The following is a 21840-nucleotide window of genomic DNA, read 5'->3' on the forward strand; positions in this document are numbered from 1 at the left end:
TCCCATAGACGGATCGACCTTCCTTCACTTCTACTATAAAAAAATAGTAGCACAAACCATGGCCTTGGTTTGTGCTACTAATGTTAGTATGTTTAGACTAATTTCAAAGCCATTTTCGAATTAGGCGGAATTTTTCCGTCTATTTATCAAATGGGTGCTTAACCTGTTCTTATCATTTCTATTTCCATTAAGAAACCTTGGCCATCCAAACCTTAAGGATAACTTATAACCCCATTTACTTATGGCAAATTTCACTTTTGTTTATTCGAACCCCCCTTTCGCCAATATGATTAACCTCCAAAGCCCAACAATTTTTTCGCCAGTAAAATGGACAAAAACCCCAAATAAAAGGAAATACAGCATATTTAATCAAATGATTGATTAACTCTTTACTCAACTAATCAATCATTTGATTAAAAGCACTGAAAACCCCGCCGTTAAAACGAGCCCTTCCTCATCATTAAAAGAAACCTGTCGAAGAATGTGTTCTCACTTTCGACACAAATTAGGCTTATCGATAAAAAAGTTTTTTTGACCCTGTCCTTTTCCCCTTCTTGTCTATATATAAAGGGTGAGAAAACAGTGAGCAGTTCGAGGATACCACCTACGAAGTTTCCACTGTTTCGATGATAAGAAGAGGAGAGATTTAAATGAGTACGTTATTGATTAATGAAGCCCCATTGGTGATTGTTCCGTCTCTTGCCGTGAAGATTGGAATGAATGAGGCGGTGGTTCTGCAGCAGATTCATTATTGGCTTAGCATTAGTAAGCGCAAAATTGAAGGGAAAAAGTGGGTGTACAACACCTATGAGGATTGGCAGAAGCAGTTCCCCTTTTGGTCGATTAGTACCATTCGGCGGACGTTTTATTCGTTAGAAAAAAGCGGAATAGTGATATCGGCCAATTGGAATGCCTTGCAGCTGGATAAAACGAAATGGTATACGATCGATTATGAGCAACTGCTAAAAATCGAGAAACGATGTGGGCCATCCACGGCTCAATCTGAACCGGCGGCAGTATCAGAACAGACTCCTATGCAGTTCAGCTTGAACCAAGCAATACCAGAGAGTACTTCAGAGATTACTACAGAGAAAAAGACTATCCCGTATGCAGACATTATTCAGTACCTGAATGAAAAGACCGGGAAGAGCTTTAAACCCGATTCCCGGAAAACGATGGACATAAAAATAAAGAAGGGTCAGTTACCCTTCTCTTTTCAACCATTCAAATGCTTGAGCTTTATTAGATAGCATCTCTTTCCAATTTTCAGTTAAAAACATCCTGTTATCTACTAAATTCCCACCAACACCGATGCCTACCGCTCCCGCATCCAGATATTCTTTGGCATTTGAGGAGTTAATTCCGCCTACCACAAATATTTTAATGTCATCTAAAGGAGCCAAAATATCTTTTATATAACCAGAACCTAATCTTTCTGCAGGGAATATTTTAATAAGGTCTGCTCCCATTGCTTTGGAATTAGCTACTTCAGTAGGCGTCATTGCTCCCATGATAACAGGCATCTCTTTGGATTGAGATGAAACAACAACTGACTCTGCTACATAAGGAGTTAATATGTAACGAGCACCTGCATTATAAGCGTCCACTACATCCTGTCCATTTGTTACTGTTCCAGCACCTAACAATACTGAATTACCATAGACCCGCGCAATTTCTTCTATATGGTAAATTGCGTTTTTAGAGTTCAGCGTTACTTCAATTGCTCGAATGCCCGATTCAATAAGTACACCCACCACATCTAATAGGTGGGAATCAGGAACATGTCTGAGGATTGATATTATTTTCGCATCTAGTAATTCATTTACAGTATTGAGCCTGTTAGAGAGTGCATTTTCCATACTGCCAACCCCTTTAATTTATAACGTAACGGTAAATTCCTTCACCATATCGCGGTCAATTTCTACACCCCAGCCCGGTCCTTCAGGAAGGACTAGATAACCATTTTCATAGACTATATCTTCTCTCAAAATATCTTTTTTAACAAATTGCGGTCCCACAAGCTCAGTTGCTAAATTAGTCCCTGTTAAACTGGCTGCAAAGTGCGCATTGGCAATTGTCCCAATACCCAGTTCTAACATACTTCCAAGTAGAGGAGTTACTCCTGCAGCCTCGGCAGTAGCTGCTATTTTCAGGGAAGGGAATAATCCACCGGATCTAGCTGTTTTTATATTTAGGATATCTCCCCCAACATATTTAATGACCTTATACGCATCCTTTAACGTTAAGACGCTTTCATCAATAACAATGGGTATCGATGAATTTTCTCTTAAATATTTTAGACCCTCTAAATCCCAATTAGGGACCGGCTGTTCTAAGTGCGAAGGATTGTACTCCTCTATGTCTTTTGCTTTACGAACGGCCTCTTTACCTCTCCAGCCTTCATTTCCATCTAAGCGTAAATCAACATCATAACCGATGGCTTCACGAATCAGTCTCACCCGCTCCAAATCTTGGGTATGATCAGTTCCAATCTTGAGCTTAAATACCTTATAACCTGCTTCCTTTTTCTTTGTTACCTCCGTTACAATTTCTTCTGTATTGCCAGCGCTTAATACAGCTGTAACTTGAATATCACGATTTTTTCCTCCAAGCAATTGATACACAGGAAGATTGAAATATTTTGCAGTTAACTCATATAGAGCATAGTCAACCGCACTTTTGGCGTAACGCTCACCTTTAATCGCTTTATCCATCATCTCATGGATAAGACCTATTTTCCGAGGATCCTGACCAATTAATAATGGTTTAAGATAACGATTGATGGCAAACACAGCACTTGCCTGACTACCTTCGTCATAAATTGGAATGGTTGCTGCTTCTCCAATTCCCTCCAGTCCATTATCTGCAAACACTTTTACTAGAACAAAATCCGCAGTATCCCTGACTCCATAAGCGGCTTTAAACGGCTTAATTAATGGAACCCGAACCGCTATAGTCTCAATATCAACAATTTTCATTTACTAATTCACCCGCCCATTCTTGTTCAATTAATTTTACAAATCGATTAATAACCGCATTGATAATTTTTTCCCCAGTTTCGACAGAAGCTAGAGTAGGCGCGCCGATCTGTCCGGTTTCAGTCCAGTCTTTAAAAGGTCTATATATACCTACCTTATTACCTGCAAACATATCTACTCCATAGAATGAATTCCCTGTTATCATTACGTCCTTTGCAAGTTCGAATCTAACATCATCTTCAGAGAATATCATTTTTAATGAGGTTTCAAGTTCACAAGCATGGCTCATACCGCCTAATTCAGATTGGCGAATTTCTCCGATCACATCTGAAATCAGGTTCCAATAGGTCACATATAATGGGGAAATCTTATGAACAACACCAATCTCATCAGCCACAGTTTTTAATAAAGACATATTACCACCATGACTATTTAATAAAATGATTCTCTTGATCCCATGCTTAATTAAACAATCAATAATATCGTATGTTACAGCAAAAAGTGTGGATTGTTTCAGAGAAATGGTTCCCGTAAAATCCATATGGTGTGGGGAAAATCCTGCCCAAACTGGCGGAACCACCAGCGTCTTCACCGGTGAAGACGCGGCAATTCTCTTCGCTATATTAAAGCCAATATCTGTATCCGTATTCAGCGGTAAATGGGGACCATGCTGTTCTGTTGCACCCACGGTTACAATGACGACTGGATTTTCCTTTTCAATTATTTCTTTTAATTCGTATGTGGTATAGTCACTCCAAATAATTTTCTCCATCTTTTTTCCCCCTTATCTAATCGCGTCTTCCACCGTGAAAATTTGGCTGAGCTCCTTCTCAGATGGAAGTCCCTCCCAATCTCCTTTTACGGATACCGAATATGCCCCTAGCAAATTCCCTCTCCTTGTTGCCTCCTCATTTGTAGATCCGTTTAATATACCGGATAAAAAACCTGCTGCAAAAGCATCCCCAGCTCCAATGGAATCCATGACCTGTTCTACTCGAAAAGGCGGGATCCATCTACCACCATCTTGGTCTAAAAGATAAGATCCTTCAGCTCCCTTTTTAATCACCACAACACGCGGGCCATGTTGATAAAAGTACTCAGCCATTTCTTTTACTGAGTCTATGCCAGAGAGTAATACTCCTTCTTGATAGCTTGGGAGGAAATAATGGCATTCTTTCATAATAGAAGTTAATACTGATACAGCTATGTCTTTTTCCCACAGCTTCGTTCTCATATTAAGATCGAAGGAAATGGGAATCCCTTCTTCTTTTGCTAGCTTGATGGCCTGAAAGATAGCACTTCGACAGCTTTCACTTAAGGCTGGTGTAATTCCAGTAAGGTGAAGAATTCGCGCTTTTCGAATCCAGGCACGTTGTATATCGAATTCTGATAGTTTTGAAGCAGCGGATTCGTTTCGATAATAATAAACATTTGATAATCCTTTTTTTCTCTCTTCCTTAAACATGAGCCCTGTACGGTTATCAGAATCAAACCTAACCATGGATACATCCACATTTTCTGCACGGAGGGTGTTTACAATGTATTTCCCGAACTCATCATCCCCCACTCGGCTGCACCAACTAACACTATGGCCCAACCGTGCTAAACCAATAGCTACATTACTTTCAGCACCGGCCATTTGCATTCGGAAGGTTTGACAATGCCGCATAGGCCCGATCTCGGTAGGGTTGAAAACAACCATGCTCTCACCAATCGTTACGATATCAAACATTTAGTCCCCTCCTTCACTCGACCTCAACAACCATTTCTATTTCAACCGGGATATCAAATGGTAATTCATTTGCCGCAACTGCAGATCTAGCATGCCTGCCATTCTCACCGAAAACTGCTTGTAATAAATCGGAGGCACCATTTATGACCTTCGGCTGCTGGTTAAATCCAGGTGCACTATTTACCCATGCCAATAGCTTGACAATTCTTTTCACCTTTTTTAAATCTCCAATTTCTTGTTTTAATACAGATAAACAATTTAATGCCACATGGCGGGCAGCATCATAGCCTTCTTCTAAGGTCAAATCACTTCCGACTTTTCCAATATATTTATAGCCTCCATCCTCTATTGGCCCTTGCCCAGATATAAAGACCAGGTTACCGGTCCGAACAGAAGGGATATAGCTCGCCACTGGCTTGGCTGGCTCTGGCAAACGTAGATCTAATTTTTCTAAAACTTCTTCTACCGTCTCGATTGAACTCAACCCCTTTTCCTTTTTTTACTTTGAATTCTTTACCGCACCGAGTGAAAAGCCACGAACAATAAACTTTCGAGTCATTATCGCGAAGATAATCGGGATGATGCTGACAATCGTTGATGCTGCTGCTAATTCTCCCCAATCAATACGTCTCGATCCAAAGAATGTGGTCAAATGTACGGTAAAGGTAGCTACTTCATTCCTTGTTAAGATTGATGCAAAAAAGAATTCATTCCATGTAATAATGAACATAAGAATGGAAGTTGTAATGATTCCACCAACTGATAAGGGAATAGTAATTCTTATGAAGCTTGTTAATTTACTACATCCGTCCATATAGGCGGCTTCTTCTAGTTCATATGGAATTTCCTCAAAAAACCCGCGTGTTAACCAAATACAGAACGCTAAGTTCATAAAAACATAAGCACTAATCAAACCTGTATAGGTGTCTACCAAATGATTATTGGAAAGCAGCAGGTAAAACGGAACACCAAAAGCAACTGGCGGCGCCATCCTAGTAGTTAATAGCATGAAAAAGTAGTTATCTTTCTTTTTAAAACGTAATCGCGCAAAGGCATAACCACCTAAACAACCAATTGGAACAGTAATGATCACAGTCATGATACTTATAAAAAAGCTGTTCCCTAAACGATTCAAAAACTTTGCGTCAGTAAGAACGTTTACATAATTATCGAAAATAGGCATGATCAAAAAAGTAGGTTCCAGTACTTCATTACCAGGTTTCAAGGATGTGAGAACCAACCAAAAAAATGGAAATACTGAAATAATTAAACATACAGTAAGAATGATGTAAATGGACGTTTTCTTTAGTGTCAATGCTCCTCACCTGCTTTAAACATATTTGTTTTCTTTACTAAGAAGAGGGATAACAATGACGTAATATTAAGTGCAATTAACCCCAACGCTGAACCGCTCCCCATTTCAAACCAGTTAAAACCAACCGTCGCTAAGTATGTATTTAGCGTTTCAGAAGAGGTCCCTGGGCCGCTAGCTGTTACCAGCTGAATATATTCATATACCTTCAATGAATCCATTAACCGGATCAGAATTGCAATGATAATGAAGGGCTTTAACAACGGAATGGTAATGCTGAAAAACGTTTTTAACGGACTCGCACCATCAATTAGTGCAGCTTCATATGGTTCCTTTGGCAGTGTTTCAAGTCCCGCTAATAGGATAAGAATGACTAATGGCGTCCACTGCCAAATATCAATAACAACAGTTGCCCAAAGGGCGGTTGCAGAGTTTCCTAAAAAGTCAATTCTCTCCAAGCCTACTTTTTCTAGTAAGCTATTAAATATTCCAAAATTGTAATTGTACATAAACTTAAAGTTATAAGCTGCTACAGTAGGAGAAATAACCATAGGGATCAAAAAACCTACCTGATAAAATGTTTTAAAGCGTGTAATCTTATTTAAAAGCATGGCAATGAAGAGACCTATTACAAAGGAAAGACCAACACCTGTCACTACAAATTGTGCAGAGTGCCAAAGGGCAATCCAAAATCGTCCTTCCTTAAAAATAGAAATATAGTTTTGGAGGAAAACAAACTCAACATTCGATGGTTCTGTTAAGTTATAGCTTAATAAACTTGTCCAAATGGCACTTACAGTAGGATAAACACCCAGTAGAACAAAGACAATAATCGTTGGAAGAAGAAATAAAAAGGCAGGGTTTTTTACGATACGAGAAAAGCTTCTCCTTTTCTTAACAAGCTTGTTATTAGGTAATGACGTAAGTTGATAATCTGTCTGGGAACTCATTACACCCCTCCTCAAGATTAGATTAGAAACAGGAACCAATTGTCCCTGTTTCTATATAGTTAACAGTCTTACTTTTTTACAACAGCTTCTACATTGGCTTGAGCATTACTTAAAGCTTTATCAACATCCTGTTTGCCTTCAATCGCTAAGGAAATTTCCTTCTGGAACTCCTGACCTAACTTGTCAAATTCAACTACATTTGGCCAGTATGCCGAATTAAATGAACTCATAATTTTTGGCAGTTCTCCAGCAAAATCTAAAGACTCTGTTGCATCTTTAAATTCATCTGTTTCGTAAATAGAATCAAGCGGGAAGTCAATTCTTAAACCATCTGCAGCCTCTTGCTTCGCAACATCTAAACTAGTACGCCATTGTAGGAATTGCCACGCTGCATCTTTGTTTTTCGAATACTTGCTAATACCCAACCCTTCAGCATATACCCATTGTGCTGTTTCATTTGCAGGTCCAGAGATAATGGCTACTCCAACATTATCCGCAACAGAAGAAACACTTGGATCGGTATAAACACTTGGAAAACCACTCATGTCAAAGTTCATAGCGGCTTTTCCTTGTCGGAACATTTCAGACATGGTATCCCATCCCATTGCCGATGCATCTGTTGGTCCATAATCCTTCATCAATGTTACCCAATCCGAAATAGCCTGTTTCATTTCTGGACTTGTAACAGTAACATTTCCTTCTTTATCTAATACACTAGCTCCGTATGCCCATGCCCAGCCTGCTGAGCTTCCAAAGGAACCTGAAGAAGATTCTCCTCTTCCTACAAATGGAACGGTATCTGTTGGTAATTTTTCTTTAAGTGTCTTAGCAGCTTCGAGAACATCCTCAGTTGTTTTTGGTACATCAATACCGTACTTTTCAAATAAGTCCTTCCTGTACATAAGAACACCACTTGATGCAGACACTGGTAAGGAATATAACTTGCCATCAGCGTCTTTAAAAGTGCCCTTTAAACCATCACTAATATCATCAGCAGCTAGCCATTCGGATGGTTTGTCTTTAATAAACGTATCTAATGGCTCTAAAAATTGACCTTGAATGTATTCCGGCATATACCAGAATTGTGTCGCCACCACGTCATATGCACCTGTTTTACTTGTACTATCAAGAACGAACTTCTTTCTTAATGTCGGTTCATCCACTACTTCAATCTCTAATTCAATACCTGTTTCCTCTTCAAAATCTTCTTCATAAGCTGTAATAGCTTCAGATTCATAGCCAGTCTTAATTAATACATTCAAAGTTGTTCCTTCTAATTTGTTTGAATTACCTGAAGAAGTTGTGTTTGTGTCAGCACCTGTATCTTTAGAGCACGCACTTGTAAATACCATCATTGATGCCAGTAAACCGATCAATGTCATTTTAAATTTCATATAATTCAACCCCTTCAATTCGTATTTAAGAAAGTTCCCAAATAACCGTCTTCAGATTACTCATTGCTTCAATTAGCTGCTTTCCGCCAATACGTCCCTGACCACTTTTTGTTCCTGCACCACCACCGAAAGGTATATGCAACTCCCAATAATTCGAGTGTTCATTAATATTTACAATGCCATGCTTTAAGTTTTCAATGAAAAAGAACGCATTTTTTGAACTCTCTGTAAATACAGAAGCAAGTAGCCCGAAATTGCCTTGACGAGCGATTTCTATCGCCTCTTCCTTCGTTTTAAACGTAACAATAGGTGCAATTGGACCAAAGGTTTCTTCTAAATTCACTAGACTATCCTGTGAGCAATTCTTAAGAATTGTAGGTTCATAATAAAGATTGGTTGAGTATCCGGAGGCACGCTTTCCTCCATAAACAAGTTCTGCGCCCTTCGCAATCGCATCTTGGACATGTGCGTCCATCTTGGAAGCAATTCCTTCATTATGAAGAGGTCCCATGGTGGTTTCTGCTAGAAGCGGGTCGCCTAACTTAATTTCTGCCTGTACCTTTGCCAATAATTTTTCAACGAATTCATCCTGCAGGCTTTCATGGATGAGAATTCGTTCAGTGGAAGAACATGTTTGGCCTGCATTGACAAAGCAGCCATAAAAGATTGATTCCGCAGCCTTAGCTACATCTGCATCTTCAAGTACAATAGTTGGTCCATTTCCACCAAGCTCCATCACTTGATGTTTTCCTGCACCACGACGCGAGATGATGTTACCAGTAGGTGTACTGCCCGTGAAACCGATCCCATTTATATCCGGATGTCCTACTAATTCATCACCAATCACTTCACCCTTGCCTGTGACAACATTTAATACTCCATCAGGAATTCCAGCACTTTGAATAACCTCTGCCAACTTAAGTCCCGTTAACGCAGTAGTTGGTGCCGGTACCCATACAATGGCATTTCCTGCTGCTATATTCGGCCCAATGTATTCAACAGGAATGTTCACTGGAAAGTTAAATGGTGTAATGACAGCATAAATACCTTTCGGCTGATAGAAATTAAATGCCTTTTTGGTTTTACCTTCTACCGGGATGGTGGTTCCTTCTAAGTACTTAACCTGCTCAGCTGCATTACGGAAACCTTGTACCGCTGCACCCACTTCAAAAATGGCTTCACCGTAAAGTGGTTTCCCTTCTTCCAAGCTGCAAACTCTAGCAATCTCTTCTTTCCTCAGCTCAAGTGCATTAGCAATTTTATTTAACAATGCGGAGCGTTCAAATAAGGATAGAGCAGCTAATGCTGGTTGTCCTTGTTTTGCTGCGGCTACCGCTTTATGAATATCCTCTATCGTTCCCTCAGGCACTTTACCTACGACTTCACCAGTAGCTGGATTATAGGTTTCTAGATATTTCCCCTCTGTACTTTCTACCCATTGCCCGCCAATTAACAATTTTGCTACTTCAGTATTTGTTTGGATTGCCATTTTGTACCCTCCTGCAATTAATATTTATTAACCATCTCTGTTAGAGATGGAACAAAACCTAGTTCAGCTGAGATTGCTTTTGTCGTTTCAAGAAGAAGACTCCGGTATTGGAATAAATCCTCTAATGTGTTTCTCGTGGTTGTATAAGAAATACTAATTGCTGCCACTGGCTTTCTTTCGAAATTGAATATTGGCGCAGCAATACATCGCACGCTTTCTTCATGCTCTCCATTGTCAATTGAAATACTGCTCTCTTTTATAGAGGCTAATTCTTTTAGTAAATCCTCACGATTATCGATTGTTGTTTTTGTGAATGAATTAAAGGTAATACTATTCATTAACTTCTCTACTTCATTTTCTGGTAAGTAAGCAAGTATGGCTTTCCCAACACCTGTACAATAAACAGGACCCCGATTACCAATTCGACTATGCATTCGGACAGGGTAAGGACTGTCTTTTTTGTCTATGTAAACGACTTCATTTCCATCCAGTATACATAGATGAATCGTCCCTCTTGTTACCTCCCCTAAGTGTTCAATATGATTACGAGCAATATTCCTAATGTCTAACTTTTCATTAATGAGGTATGCAAGCTGGAGAATGCCATACCCTGGATAAATCACCCCATTCTCTGTTTTTAAGAACTTGTGTTTTTCAAGGACCTTTACGATCCGTGAGGCACTGCTTTTATGAACATCAAGTTCTTTTGCGATTTCTTGTAGTTTCATAGGTCTTTCGACAATTTGCTCTACTAATGTTAAAGCTCTGTCAATCGTACTCACTTGTACCACACCCTTATTCCGTTGCATCATTTGCAACACGATTCTAAATATTGCAACAATTTTGATATTATAGTAACTTGTTCCTTTTTACCTGTCAACCAAGAATTTAAATTATTTTTACAAAACGTTGTCAGACTTTCTATCAATAATTAAGTAATTATGATTTTGATAGATTACGATCGATATATTCAAATACATCATGATGTATTCAATTATAAATAATCATTTGACAAAATTCATTATAATGTTATTATTTAAACATAAATAAATAAAGCGCATTCATTATAATCTTTTAGGATGAGGTGATATCCATTTTATCATTAGATAAAAACTCAAAAGAGCCACTCTATCAACAATTAAAAGCAGCACTCCTCGATTACATCGACGAGAATCTAAAGGAGGGCGATGCTCTTCCAATAGAGGCAGAAATAGAAAAGAGATTCGGAGTCAGTCGAATTACCGTTAGAAAGACGATCGAAGAACTTGTCAAAGAGGGAGTCGTTACAAAGACTCAAGGTCGAGGAACTTTCGTTCAATCTAGGAAAATTGTCCAAAAGGCAGGTTCGATTACAAGCTGGACCGAAGAAATGAGGGCTAAAGGGAAGCAAACTGAAACAAAAAATCTCATTATGAATGAAATTGAACCTTCGAGGAAGATCGTAGAGGAATTAAAGCTATCAAAGGGCGAAAAGGTCATTTGTTTAAAGAGGCTGCGATGTGCGGACGGTGAACCAATATCCATCATTATTAACTACTTCCGCTCCAAATTTGTACCTGATTTTATAAAAAAAGGATTGCGAAAAGAATCACTATACGAAGTGCTGGAGGAGGATTACGGAATCCAGCTTGAAAGGGCACACGAAAGAATCAAAGCAAGAATTGCTAATGACCTTGAAGCTCTAGAATTAGGAGTTTCACCTGATTCAGCGATTCTTCATATTACTCGGGTATCCTACCTGCCTGACGGAACCCCTTTCGAATTGGTCGAAATGGCAAACCGCTCTGACCGCTATCAATACGATATTGACCTTTTTGGAAGAAATAAAATGAAATCTTTTAACACGGAAGGTGAGTGATGGAATGTTAGCACTAACAGAAAAGGTAATTAGTTTAGATGTGGAAGCCACTACTCCTGAAGAAGCAATTAGAATAGCGGGTGCTTTACTGGTCGCAGATAACAAAGTGGAAGAACGCTATGTTGAAGCAATGGTGAAAGGGCTAAAAGATGTTGGCCCCTATATTGTCATTGCCCCCTTAATTGCAGTACCACACGCAAGACCTGAGCAAGGGGTAATTCAACAAGGCGTTTCCATTGTCCGTCTTAAAAACCCTGTGGTCTTTGGCCACCCAACCAATGACCCCGTTCAGATTGTCTGTGCTCTCTGCGGAACTGATAGTACGACTCATATTGGAATGCTGCAATCCTTAGCCGCTATCTTAGGAAATAAAGAAAAGCTTAAAACAATTTTAACTACAGATAGTAAAGAAGAAATTATTTCAATTACAAAATAAGGAGTGGGGAAAAATGAATATTGTTGCAGTTTGTGGAATGGGATTTGGAACATCATTAATGCTATTAATGGAAGTACAAGCGATTGGAAAAAAACACGGGTTTACGATTAATGGAGAAGCTGTTGATTTAGGTTCTGCAAAAGGAAAAACCTGTGACTTCATGGTTGCTTCAAGTGAAATTGCAGCTGAATTAAGTGATGAAGCTGTCGAAGTAGTAGCTATCAATAATCTATTAGATAAGGATGAAATCGAACGAAAAGTAATGCCTGTTATCGAAAAGCTCGCTAAAGGAGTGAAATAGATGCTAGATTTTATCGTATCTATACTGAGTAATCCTGCCATCATTTTAGCGATCATTGCAGCAGTCGGCTTAATCGCCCTCAGAAAGTCAACATCAGATATTATTAAAGGGACTTTAAAAACGATATTTGGTTTCTTAATGCTTCAACAAGGTTCTAACATTATTGTTACAGCCTTAATACCTTTTAGTACAATGTTCAACGAAGCATTCGGATTAACAGGAGTTGTTGCTGAGGATAATGCTCTCGTTGCAGGGGTCCAAACAGTTTTAGGTACAGAGACTGCACTAATTCTAGTATTCTCTTTCTTAATCAATCTCATTATTGCTAGATTTACAAAATGGAAATATATCTTTTTAACAGGTCATATGATGTTCTCATTTGCAGGAACAATGGCGATTGTTTTCGACCAAATGGGTCTTTCATCTATTACAACAATCGTGTTAGGTTCAATTATTCAGGGTATTTCTATGGTCTTATTCCCTGCTATTTCTCAGCCTTTTGTCCGTAAGGTAACCGGCAATGATCATGTTGCTTTCGGTTTCTGGGGAAGCTCTTGGATTAGCTTATCGGGTTGGATTGGCGGAAAATTAGGAAATAAAGAGCAATCTTCAGAGGATGTTAAAGTTCCAAAGTCGATAGATTTCCTAAAAGATATGAGTGTGTTAATGGGAATTGTTATGGTAATTATTTATGTCATCACCTCCTTCTTTGTTGATTCAGCTAAAATGGCTGAAATTGCCGGCGGTCAAAATTCCATCCAATTCGCAATCATGTCTGCACTAACATTCGTTGTCGGTATTCTAGTATTACTTGCAGGTGTCCGGATGTTCTTAGGTGAACTTGTCCCTGCTTTTAAAGGGGTTGGAGAGAAAATCGTTCCCGGAGCTAAACCAGCTTTGGACGTTCCAATTTTCTACTCATTTGCGCCAATTGCAGTAACCATCGGATTTTTAGCTGCATTAGTTGGTGGATTATTAGTAACAGCCATCTCTAGCATTTTACCAGTTGTCGTACTCCCATCCGTTATCGGTCTGTTTTTCATGGGAGGCGCTGCAGGGGTATTTGGAAACGCAACCGGCGGGAGACGTGGAGCAATTATCTCAGGCTTCTTCCTAGGTTTTTCCTGGACATTACTTGTAGCATTAGCGTATCCACTTGTGGATGTAACCAAATATGGCGTTGAAGGATTATGGTTTGCTTCTCCAGATGCAATCATCGTCGTGATTCTTATTCGTCTAGTTGGCATGTTGTTTGGAATCGGAATTTAAATGATGTTGTCAGAGGGAAGAGCTAAAATTCTTTCCTCTCACTATTTAAATATTAATAGGAGTGAGCATAATGGGAAAAGTTCGTACAGTCTTAGGAGATATCGAGGCAAGTGATTTAGGGTTCACATATAGCCATGAACATTTATGGGCAAATCCACCAGCAAGTCAAAAGGATCGAGATTTGGAGTTAACCGACTACGAAGCGAGTGTTAGTGAATTGTGGAGATTTAAACGTGCTGGGGGTAATGCATTAGTAGACGCTACAACACTTGACTATGGGCGTGATGCCAAATGGCTGGTCCGCATGGCTGAGGAAACCGGTGTTAATCTTGTCATGACAACGGGGTTCAACAAACATATCTACTTCCCACGTTGGGTTCAAGCGTTAGAAATTGAAGAGATTACACAAAAGCTGGTCCGTGATATAACCATCGGAATGGACGGAACAAAAGCAAAGGCTGGATTTTTAAAGTCAGGTTCATGGGACCAAATGATTCATCCTCTAGAAGAAAAAGTAACGCGAGCGATGTCTCGGGCACAATTAGAAACGGGTGCACCAGTGTGGCTTCATACCGAAGCAGGTACAATGGGGCAAGAAATGCTAGACATCCTTGAAGATGAGGGAGTTGACCTAACAAAAGTAGCTGTTGGTCATAGTGACCGTAATGCTGATCCGTATTACCACCTAGAGCTTGCTAAAAGAGGTGCTTATGTTCAGTTTGATGGCGCTAGTAAGATCAAGTACTACCCTGACAGTGTAAGAATTGAATTAATTAAAAATATGATTGAACACGGATTTGTTGAACAATTACTGGTTTCTGCAGATATGGGAAGAAAGGCTTACCTTCATGCCTATGGCGGCGGTCCTGGTTTTGAATATATTCTCAAAAAATTCATCCCACGCTTATTAGATGAAGGTGTTAGCCAGAAAGATATCGATACCATTTTCATTAAAAACCCTGCCCGCTGGCTCGGCCAGTTTTAAGTGGGTGAAACAATGAATATCAAAAAAGGTACGATTGTAGCCATTATCCGTGGAGTTGATCCATCTGAAGTCATCGATATCCAAGAAGCCTTAATTGAAGGTGGAGTTGACTGGGTTGAAGTTTCTTTAAGCGAGGAAGAAAAAGGTCTAGAATGTATTAAATTGCTGAATAATCGATTTGGCAATGAGATTCATTTAGGTGTCGGTACCGTAACAACCACCGAGCAGGCAAAAAAGGCCATCGCCGCGGGAGCTAAGTATATTATTACTCCAGGATGGGATAAAGAATTAATGACTGAAATACTGGACTTAAACGTGGAAGTCTTCCCTGGTGTTTTTACACCTGGAGAAATCATGCAGGCATTAAATCTAGGAATTAAAGTAGTTAAACTATTCCCTGCAAATAATCTCGGTCCAAATTATATCAAAAACTTAAAAGGGCCTTTCCCGAATATCAATCTTATGGGCGTAGGCGGAATCTCACTAGAAAATATTCAGGAATACTACCTTGCTGGCTGCACTTCTTTTGGAATTGGCAGCGACCTTGTACCTCGTGGAGCAACCAAAGCAGATAAGGATAAAATTAAAAACACAGCAATGAAATACGTCTCGATATTACAGTAATGAGAGGTGATGAACATGCAAAAAGCCAAAGAAATAATCAACATGACCAGAGACGAAGTGAAGGCAGCAATTGAGGAATTCCCAGTTGCCATTCTGCCAATGGGTGCAACGGAACAGCATGGTCACCATTTACCTCTAGGGGTAGATATTTTCTTGGCAGAAGGAATTTCAAGAAAACTATCTGAGCAAACAGGTGCGTTACTGCTCCCTTCTCTTCCATTTGGTTATTCATGGGTTTGGAGGGATATTCCAGGGACCGTCTCCCTTCAACAGCACCATGTTGAGGCAGTGATAAAAGATGTAGCACATAGTGTACAAAGATACGGCATCAAAATGTTAGTCCTTGTGAATGGTCATGACGCCAATAATGCCAGCATGAAATACGCAACCAGAGAGCTTGCGGATGAGTTAGACATTCCTGTGATTTATCTCTTCTATCCAAACTTGAACAAAATCATGGAAGAGCATTGTAAATCACCAACCTGGCACGGAATGATTCATGCCTGTGAATTTGAAACTTCTTTAATGCTAGCTCTTAAGCCGGAACTCGTTGACATGAACAAGGCAGTTAGTGAATATCCTGAAAAGCCAAGATTGTATGGAAAATCCTCCATCTCACTTGGTAATCTAAGTAAAAGCGGCGTCTATGGGGATGCCACATTGGCCACAAAAGAAAAGGGAGAAACCATGTTAAAACTTTTCCTACCAGAAATGGAACAAATCATCTTAGAAGCTTACGAAGAAACCAAAAAGTAAAAGATTATGGTGTCCAGTTTAGAGGCTGAACACCTTTTTTCTAGATTTCGCCCCCTTCATTATCGAAGGGTAAGATAAAAATAATCGAAATTTCTATTCATACCCCTTTTTATATCTTTCTTTTGATTCAGCAAATTGCTGAATCTTTTTTCATTCTAAGAAGTACACAATTTTGTAGCAACTTTCTGTAAACCACCATGTCCCTATGCCCTCTAGATTTCTAATAAAGGTAGAAAGGCTGGTTCGTTTTTCTGTAAAAGTGCCATGGGTTTCTAATGTAAAGATTGAACATTGCTAAAAGCGATGAAAACTACAATCACCAGCTCTACATTTTAGCCTAGTAGGTAAACAAATTGACGCTAACGGACGGTCACGTACAATCCTAGATGCGACGGAGACCGGTGCACAGCTGATGAATGAACAGCCTCCGCTAATGAAGAAGTAGTAAAAGCTGAGCTGGCTAAAATACGAAAACTTCTTGGCATTAGAGGGAGGATTAAAATGGAGAGTTATGGAGTTAACAGTCAAGCTGTGGAAGATACCCCCTTTGTAGAGACAATTTCCTCACCCTCTTTAATCCTGCAATAAATACATTCTGTTAAAATGTTTTGCGACAATTTCATTCAAGGCACTTTCTTGTCTCCATTCATCACCTAATCCTATCTCTTTTTCTATATGCCAACCTATTTCCTTAGCAAGATACCTTTTAATAGAATTTCTATAAAGACCTAAAGCCTCAACAGGATCGCTGCTCATTATGATTCCCTCATTTCTCTTTCCATATATATTTTACCATTTTTCACCATGACAATATTCTACTAAGTTTTCTACTAACTAATTGATTGATTAAAAATGTCTAATGATCGGAAACTGAATCTTTAGACCAAGATAATAACGAACAAATCAGGCTAGTTTAATAAAATCTGAAGGAGGACATATCCGTGACATATCGAATTGTAAATATAATACAATTTTCAAAAGGAGATAGAAAATATGACCAAACCACTTTTAAAGGGGATGGAAGGGGTTTTTATACCTGTTAAAGACCCTGAGCTGTCCGCTAAATGGTATGAAGAAGTACTGGGATTTAAAGTAATCTACATGGAAGAAGAGGCAGCCGTAATGAAGATTGGAGAACAATCTCCAACAGTAGTATGTCTGGTCAGAACTTTAAATCATCAACCAATGAAGTTTCCGGAAAATAATTTTGGGGTGGGGAAATATTATAATTTCATTCCTACCAATATAGATGAAACCCACAAACTGTTACTCCAAAAGAATGTAAAAGTGAATCCCATTGGTGGCGAAGGAACTACAAAATTCTTTACTTTCTATGATCCAGATGATAACCCTTTAGGAGTTTGCCAATAGATTTTTTAAAATGGAAGAGAACTAGAATACAAGTGATTTTTTATCATTGGGAGGATCGTTGATGGATTGTAAAACAGTTAAGAAGACATTTAGAGTTGTGGGCATAAAAGGCAGTGGAGCATTTTCTAATCTTGGTACTGAGATTCCAAAACTTGCCCAACAATTTCTAAATCGTTTAGATGAAATTGAAAATCAATCGGGTACTGAAATAGCACTTTTCGAACCTAAAAGGGACGCCGACCATCTGGAAGGTTACTATTATGTAGGAATAATGGTTAATGAACCTCTAAATAAAGTTCCAGTTGGGATGAATTATTTCGAAACGACACAGGACTATGTCACTACAAGAGGACGAATAAGTAATATCGGTACCTTACATAACATTTTATTGAAGTGGGCAGATGAACAGGGATATAAAAGGGATCTTGAATCACATATTATCGAAACCTATCATCCAATAGAAAATGATGTAGAAGAAGTAGAGATTTATTTACCAATCTATATTTAAAATCCTACTGTTTTAAAAACAAGCCGCCAGCTTATGGCGGTTTGTTTACTTTAGTATACAGCCATAGACAAATTGGAAACTAATTAATCGATTGATTAAATAGAAAAATATCTCTCTAGATTATTCTTTTTCTTTTGTAAGTGATAAAAATAAATTCGAAAGTTGAAGCTGACGGTTAAAAATGGACATATTATTAAGAACAATTACATTTTCTTTAGGTGAATTTTATGCAAACATCGTTCGTTGTCTTTTTTATTATTATTGGTCTACTATTTGGTGTTTGGAAGCGTTGGAATGAATTTTACCCCACCTTATTATTTTGGATTATAGGTGACCTGCTTTATGCTTCCTTACTTTACAATAATAGAATGTGGGAATTTCATCCTGTTAATGACTAGCTCTTTTTTGTAAAAAATTTTTTATCTAATAAAAGAAAGTCGCTAGTAATAAATTGGACCTTTCATAAAAGGTAGCTTTTCTTCGCGGCTGACTAGAAAACAAAAAGGACCTTTGATTTTAAAATCAAAGGTCAAAGTTGAACTTAGTGGTCTAGGCTAAGTTCATTTTAGGAGGTCTAAACTCAGAAGAATTTAAACTAGTATTATATTAACATGGTATGAATATTTATTCAATATTTTAAATATTTATGCAACCGCTATCATCAGTTGCTTTTCCATCCTCGATAAAAAATAGCCTTCTACAATGGTGATTGCTGGCAGTTGTTCCCTAATTAAGAACCCTGAAAATTAAAGCCGAGAGAACCGTCCCCATTGATACTAGACAACTACATAGTTTGAACCAAGACAATTTCGTCAATAATCGGGATCTCCTTTTTTAATAAAGCTAAGACAGTTTCTTCGATTTTATTGTCAATTTCGCAAATGGTTATCGCAGGACCATTAATTTTTGAACGCTCATTAGCCATGCGGGCAATGTTAAACCCTTTTTGATAAAGAATCTTCAATAACTCTGAGATAACCCCTTTTCGGTCGGTATGGCGGATCACAAGTGTCGGCCGTTCGCCGGAAAATTTTAACGGATAATCATCCATTTCCTGAACCTCCACCTTGCCGCCGCCTAAAGAACTGGCCAACACCTTTACAGTACGTGAGGCCCCTGATAATTCTACAAGAACGGTGTTAGGGTGATAACTTCCAAGCACCCTTTTCGTAAAATCATATTGTAAGCCCTGTTCTTCGGCAATTGCCTTTGCATTTTGAATGCCATCATCTAGAGTCGATAATCCCATAACACCTGCCAACAGCGCTAAGTCTGTTCCGTGTCCTTGATAGGTTTCAGCGAAGGAGCCCATTAATGAGAACCTCACATATAATGGTTTTTCATTTAACAGCTGGTAGGCAATATTCGCAATTCGAACAGCCCCTGCCGTATGCGAACTTGAAGGGCCAACCATTACAGGGCCGATAATTTCATAGGCACTTTGGTATTTTGCCGGACCACAGCCACTAGTTTTTTCGCTGAAAATCTGTTCTTTTAATTTCTTTCCTGTTGGAGTTCCGGCAAGACCGCCTATCCCCGTTTCTCTCAACGATTCCGGCATTTGCTGTCCTACCTCATGCATCACATGGACTACCTCATCCGGAGGGATGGTGCTGACTACCCCTGCTAACGCCATATCTGCCGCGGCTTGTGCAGTAATCGCATGTAAACCGTTACGAATGATACATGGGATTTCCACCAGGCCGGCCACTGGGTCACAAACCAGCCCTAGTGAATTTTTCAAGGCGATTCCAACAGCATTTCCAACCTGCGTCGGTGTACCGCCGGCCAGCTCCACAAGGGTGCCGGCTGCCATGGCTGTGGCAGATCCGACTTCGGCCTGGCACCCGCCGGCGGCCCCTGAGATTGACGCTTTATTAGCAATAAATAAGCCAAGCGCGGAGGCAGTAAACATGGACTGGACAATTTGCTTACGGGTAAATTTTCCGCTGTCAAGGGCATGAACCAGTACAGCCGGCAAGATTCCTGCGGAGCCTGCTGTCGGTGTTGCCACAATCCTCCCCATCGCTGCATTTACCTCTGATACGGCAAGTGCATTCGCTGCAGCATTTAATGTCGCAGGGTTGACAAAGGTTTTCCCATTTTCTGCATAGTGGTAAAGGCGGTGCCCGTCCCCGCCTGTCAAACCGGTACGGGACATAACGGGACTCATCGTTCCTTTACGGACGGCCTCCTCCATCACTGCAAATTGCTCAGCCATTTTTTCGAGTATCGTTTCTCTAGGATCACCTTTCTGTTGTATCTCTGTAGTGATCATTACATCCGCAATCGTTATTTTCTTGTTTTCAGCAAGTTCCATTAATTCTCTTAAACTCGTAAAAGACATATGCTCACTCCCTTTAAAGAAAACGGTCCTTATGCCTAAAAGCCATAAGAACCGTCACCTTTGTTTCCTGTTTCTTTATATTGTTTGATACACCTTTTTTTTATTTTTCGGAGGTGTAAGCTCTTTGGGGATTAGCGACTCATAGGTTTCACCATCAAGCCTTTCTACTAATTCCTTCTTCGCCTTTTCAAGTAATTCTGGGTTTTCAAGAGCCGAGATAGCAGTACATGCCATTGCCTTTCCAGCTAATAGCATGGCATCATGGGCATAGCTTTCTTTACCTTGTGCCACAGCCTGCCAAGTATGAAACGGTGTTCCAAACGCCCAGGTGGAAGTAACACATTGAGCAGTTGGAACATTCCAGCTAACATCGGCAACATCTGTAGAACCTCCCATAAATGTTTCTTTTTCTGAAAAAGGAACGATAAAGTCGGCAATAGGTCGTTCGGCTAATTGAGAATCCCCCTGTTTACCAACTTGTAAAGCTGCGGCACGCTTCTCCTCGTCCGTCAAAGTTTCATAGATGGTTTTTGCATAGTTTATATCCTGTTCAGTAGCAAGAGGAGCTCCTATTTCTTGCATATATTGGTGCATTACCTTTTCAAGGGTCAGGTTTGGAATTAAATTATGGCAGGAACCTTGAATTTCGTAATCTACCTTCGTTTGCGTCATAAGTGCCGCACCGCGAGCACAGTCTACTACCCTGTCATAAAGCTCTTTTACTTGATATGGTTTCGGTGCACGGATTAAATACGTCACTTCCGCCTCAGCTTGAACGACGTTTGGAGCTAATCCCCCTGTATTGGTTACAGCATAATGAATCCGAGCTTCATCAATTGTGTGTTCTCTCATATAATTGACTCCAACGTTCATCAGTTCGACTGCGTCTAAAGCGCTTCTTCCTAAATGTGGTGCTGCACCGGCATGGGCACTTCTCCCTTTAAATTTAAAGTGTGCATGGATGACCGCATTAGCAGTGGAGTTCATGACAGCATTCATTGTGGCAGGATGCCATGAGAAGGCAGCATCCACATCTTTGAAAAAACCATCTCTTGCCATAAATGTTTTCCCGTATCCACTTTCTTCGGCCGGACAGCCGAAATATTGTACAGTTCCAGCAAGCTTATGTTCTTTCATATAATCCTTAACCGCTATAGCTGCAGCTAACGCACCTACTCCCAGCAAATTATGTCCGCAGCCATGGCCATTTCCATTTTTCTTAATGGGCTCAAACTTATTGATGCTTGCTTGTTGGCTTAGTCCTGCCAAAGCATCGTATTCACCGAGAAATGCTATGACCGGATGCCCAGATCCATGGGAGGCGATAAAGCCTGTTTCAAGACCAGCAATTCCCTTTTTTACCTCAAACCCTTCCTTTTCCATTGCTTCACAAAGCAACTCAGCTGAACGGAATTCCTCAAATCTGGTTTCAGCAAACTCCCATATTTGATCACTTAGCTGTGTAAATAAGGTGCGTTTATTATCTATTAAATTTGTAATTTTTTCTGATAGAGCAGTCAATTTTTCCAT

Annotated in this window: 23 protein-coding genes; 10 read left to right on the forward strand and 13 right to left on the reverse strand. The window is 39.7% G+C overall.

Features of this window, described 5'->3' with window-relative positions:
- The first annotated feature begins 650 nt into the window (after positions 1-650).
- The gene (locus F4694_RS12070) at positions 651-1250 is read left to right on the forward strand and encodes a replication protein (protein ID WP_179598154.1); all 600 of its coding nucleotides are present in this window, start codon (positions 651-653) and stop codon (positions 1248-1250) included.
- On the opposite strand, the gene F4694_RS12075 is transcribed toward F4694_RS12070, so the two are convergent.
- From F4694_RS12075 to F4694_RS12120, 10 genes are all read right to left on the reverse strand, one after another.
- On the reverse strand, positions 1203-1859 hold the full coding sequence (locus F4694_RS12075) for a bifunctional 4-hydroxy-2-oxoglutarate aldolase/2-dehydro-3-deoxy-phosphogluconate aldolase (RefSeq protein ID WP_179598156.1): 657 nt from the start codon (positions 1857-1859) through the stop codon (positions 1203-1205). The genes F4694_RS12070 and F4694_RS12075 overlap by 48 nt on opposite strands.
- A gap of 18 nt (positions 1860-1877) precedes the next feature.
- On the reverse strand, positions 1878-2978 hold the full coding sequence (locus tag F4694_RS12080; protein ID WP_179598158.1) for a mandelate racemase/muconate lactonizing enzyme family protein: 1101 nt from the start codon (positions 2976-2978) through the stop codon (positions 1878-1880).
- Positions 2965-3750 (reverse strand): creatininase family protein, encoded by a 786-nt coding sequence (locus F4694_RS12085; protein ID WP_179598161.1) that lies wholly within the window; start codon positions 3748-3750, stop codon positions 2965-2967. Before F4694_RS12085 ends, F4694_RS12080 begins: the two co-directional genes overlap by 14 nt.
- A 12-nt stretch (positions 3751-3762) precedes the next feature.
- Positions 3763-4710, reverse strand: coding sequence for a sugar kinase (locus tag F4694_RS12090; protein ID WP_179598164.1), 948 nt, complete (start codon positions 4708-4710; stop codon positions 3763-3765).
- Positions 4711-4723: 13 nt separating this feature from the next.
- The gene (locus tag F4694_RS12095) at positions 4724-5194 is read right to left on the reverse strand and encodes a RidA family protein (RefSeq protein ID WP_218895628.1); all 471 of its coding nucleotides are present in this window, start codon (positions 5192-5194) and stop codon (positions 4724-4726) included.
- Between the two features lie 15 nt (positions 5195-5209).
- Complete coding sequence (locus tag F4694_RS12100) at positions 5210-5893, reverse strand: carbohydrate ABC transporter permease (RefSeq protein ID WP_218895629.1); 684 nt, start codon at positions 5891-5893, stop codon at positions 5210-5212.
- A 128-nt stretch (positions 5894-6021) separates the two neighbouring features.
- Positions 6022-6972: a carbohydrate ABC transporter permease gene (locus tag F4694_RS12105; RefSeq protein WP_179598168.1), complete on the reverse strand. Its 951-nt coding sequence runs from the start codon at positions 6970-6972 to the stop codon at positions 6022-6024.
- 68 nt (positions 6973-7040) lie between these two features.
- The gene (locus F4694_RS12110; protein ID WP_179598170.1) at positions 7041-8366 is read right to left on the reverse strand and encodes an ABC transporter substrate-binding protein; all 1326 of its coding nucleotides are present in this window, start codon (positions 8364-8366) and stop codon (positions 7041-7043) included.
- Positions 8367-8391: 25 nt separating this feature from the next.
- Positions 8392-9855, reverse strand: coding sequence for an aldehyde dehydrogenase family protein (locus tag F4694_RS12115; protein ID WP_179598172.1), 1464 nt, complete (start codon positions 9853-9855; stop codon positions 8392-8394).
- Positions 9856-9872: 17 nt separating this feature from the next.
- Positions 9873-10637 (reverse strand): IclR family transcriptional regulator, encoded by a 765-nt coding sequence (locus tag F4694_RS12120; RefSeq protein ID WP_179598174.1) that lies wholly within the window; start codon positions 10635-10637, stop codon positions 9873-9875.
- A gap of 302 nt (positions 10638-10939) precedes the next feature.
- Here F4694_RS12120 and F4694_RS32830 point away from each other — a divergent pair, with 302 nt between their 5' ends.
- The 7 genes from F4694_RS32830 to F4694_RS12155 all read left to right on the forward strand — a co-directional run bounded on the left by F4694_RS32830 (position 10940) and on the right by F4694_RS12155 (position 16084).
- Positions 10940-11713 carry a GntR family transcriptional regulator gene (locus tag F4694_RS32830; RefSeq protein WP_308806336.1) on the forward strand — a complete coding sequence of 258 codons (774 nt, stop codon included), beginning with the start codon at positions 10940-10942 and terminating at the stop codon, positions 11711-11713.
- 4 nt (positions 11714-11717) lie between these two features.
- A complete protein-coding gene (locus F4694_RS12130) occupies positions 11718-12149 on the forward strand; it encodes a PTS sugar transporter subunit IIA (protein WP_179598176.1) in 432 nt (143 codons plus the stop codon).
- Between the two features lie 13 nt (positions 12150-12162).
- Positions 12163-12450, forward strand: a complete 288-nt coding sequence (locus F4694_RS12135; RefSeq protein ID WP_179598178.1) for a PTS sugar transporter subunit IIB — start codon at positions 12163-12165, stop codon at positions 12448-12450.
- Positions 12451-13719: a PTS ascorbate transporter subunit IIC gene (locus F4694_RS12140; RefSeq protein ID WP_179598181.1), complete on the forward strand. Its 1269-nt coding sequence runs from the start codon at positions 12451-12453 to the stop codon at positions 13717-13719.
- Between the two features lie 67 nt (positions 13720-13786).
- Entirely contained in the window at positions 13787-14704 is a 918-nt protein-coding gene (locus F4694_RS12145; protein ID WP_308806342.1) for a phosphotriesterase family protein, read from the forward strand.
- A gap of 12 nt (positions 14705-14716) precedes the next feature.
- On the forward strand, positions 14717-15328 hold the full coding sequence (locus tag F4694_RS12150; RefSeq protein ID WP_218895630.1) for a bifunctional 4-hydroxy-2-oxoglutarate aldolase/2-dehydro-3-deoxy-phosphogluconate aldolase: 612 nt from the start codon (positions 14717-14719) through the stop codon (positions 15326-15328).
- A 15-nt stretch (positions 15329-15343) separates the two neighbouring features.
- Positions 15344-16084: a creatininase family protein gene (locus tag F4694_RS12155; protein WP_179598185.1), complete on the forward strand. Its 741-nt coding sequence runs from the start codon at positions 15344-15346 to the stop codon at positions 16082-16084.
- A 573-nt stretch (positions 16085-16657) separates the two neighbouring features.
- On the opposite strand, the gene F4694_RS12160 is transcribed toward F4694_RS12155, so the two are convergent.
- Positions 16658-16840: a hypothetical protein gene (locus F4694_RS12160; protein ID WP_179598187.1), complete on the reverse strand. Its 183-nt coding sequence runs from the start codon at positions 16838-16840 to the stop codon at positions 16658-16660.
- Positions 16841-17077: 237 nt separating this feature from the next.
- On the opposite strand from F4694_RS12160, the gene F4694_RS12165 reads away from it, so the two are divergent.
- Entirely contained in the window at positions 17078-17455 is a 378-nt protein-coding gene (locus F4694_RS12165; protein ID WP_179598189.1) for a VOC family protein, read from the forward strand.
- A gap of 61 nt (positions 17456-17516) precedes the next feature.
- Positions 17517-17963 (forward strand): GyrI-like domain-containing protein, encoded by a 447-nt coding sequence (locus F4694_RS12170; protein WP_179598191.1) that lies wholly within the window; start codon positions 17517-17519, stop codon positions 17961-17963.
- A 784-nt stretch (positions 17964-18747) separates the two neighbouring features.
- Here the strand turns inward: F4694_RS12170 and sdaAA are convergent.
- Complete coding sequence (gene sdaAA, locus F4694_RS32645) at positions 18748-20310, reverse strand: L-serine ammonia-lyase, iron-sulfur-dependent, subunit alpha (RefSeq protein ID WP_179598192.1); 1563 nt, start codon at positions 20308-20310, stop codon at positions 18748-18750.
- A 75-nt stretch (positions 20311-20385) separates the two neighbouring features.
- Complete coding sequence (locus F4694_RS12180) at positions 20386-21840, reverse strand: M20 family metallopeptidase (RefSeq protein ID WP_179598193.1); 1455 nt, start codon at positions 21838-21840, stop codon at positions 20386-20388.

Origin of the sequence: Neobacillus driksii, from assembly GCF_013409995.1 — a bacterium.
In the GTDB taxonomy this organism is placed as follows: Bacteria; Bacillota; Bacilli; order Bacillales; family Cytobacillaceae; genus Neobacillus; species Neobacillus driksii.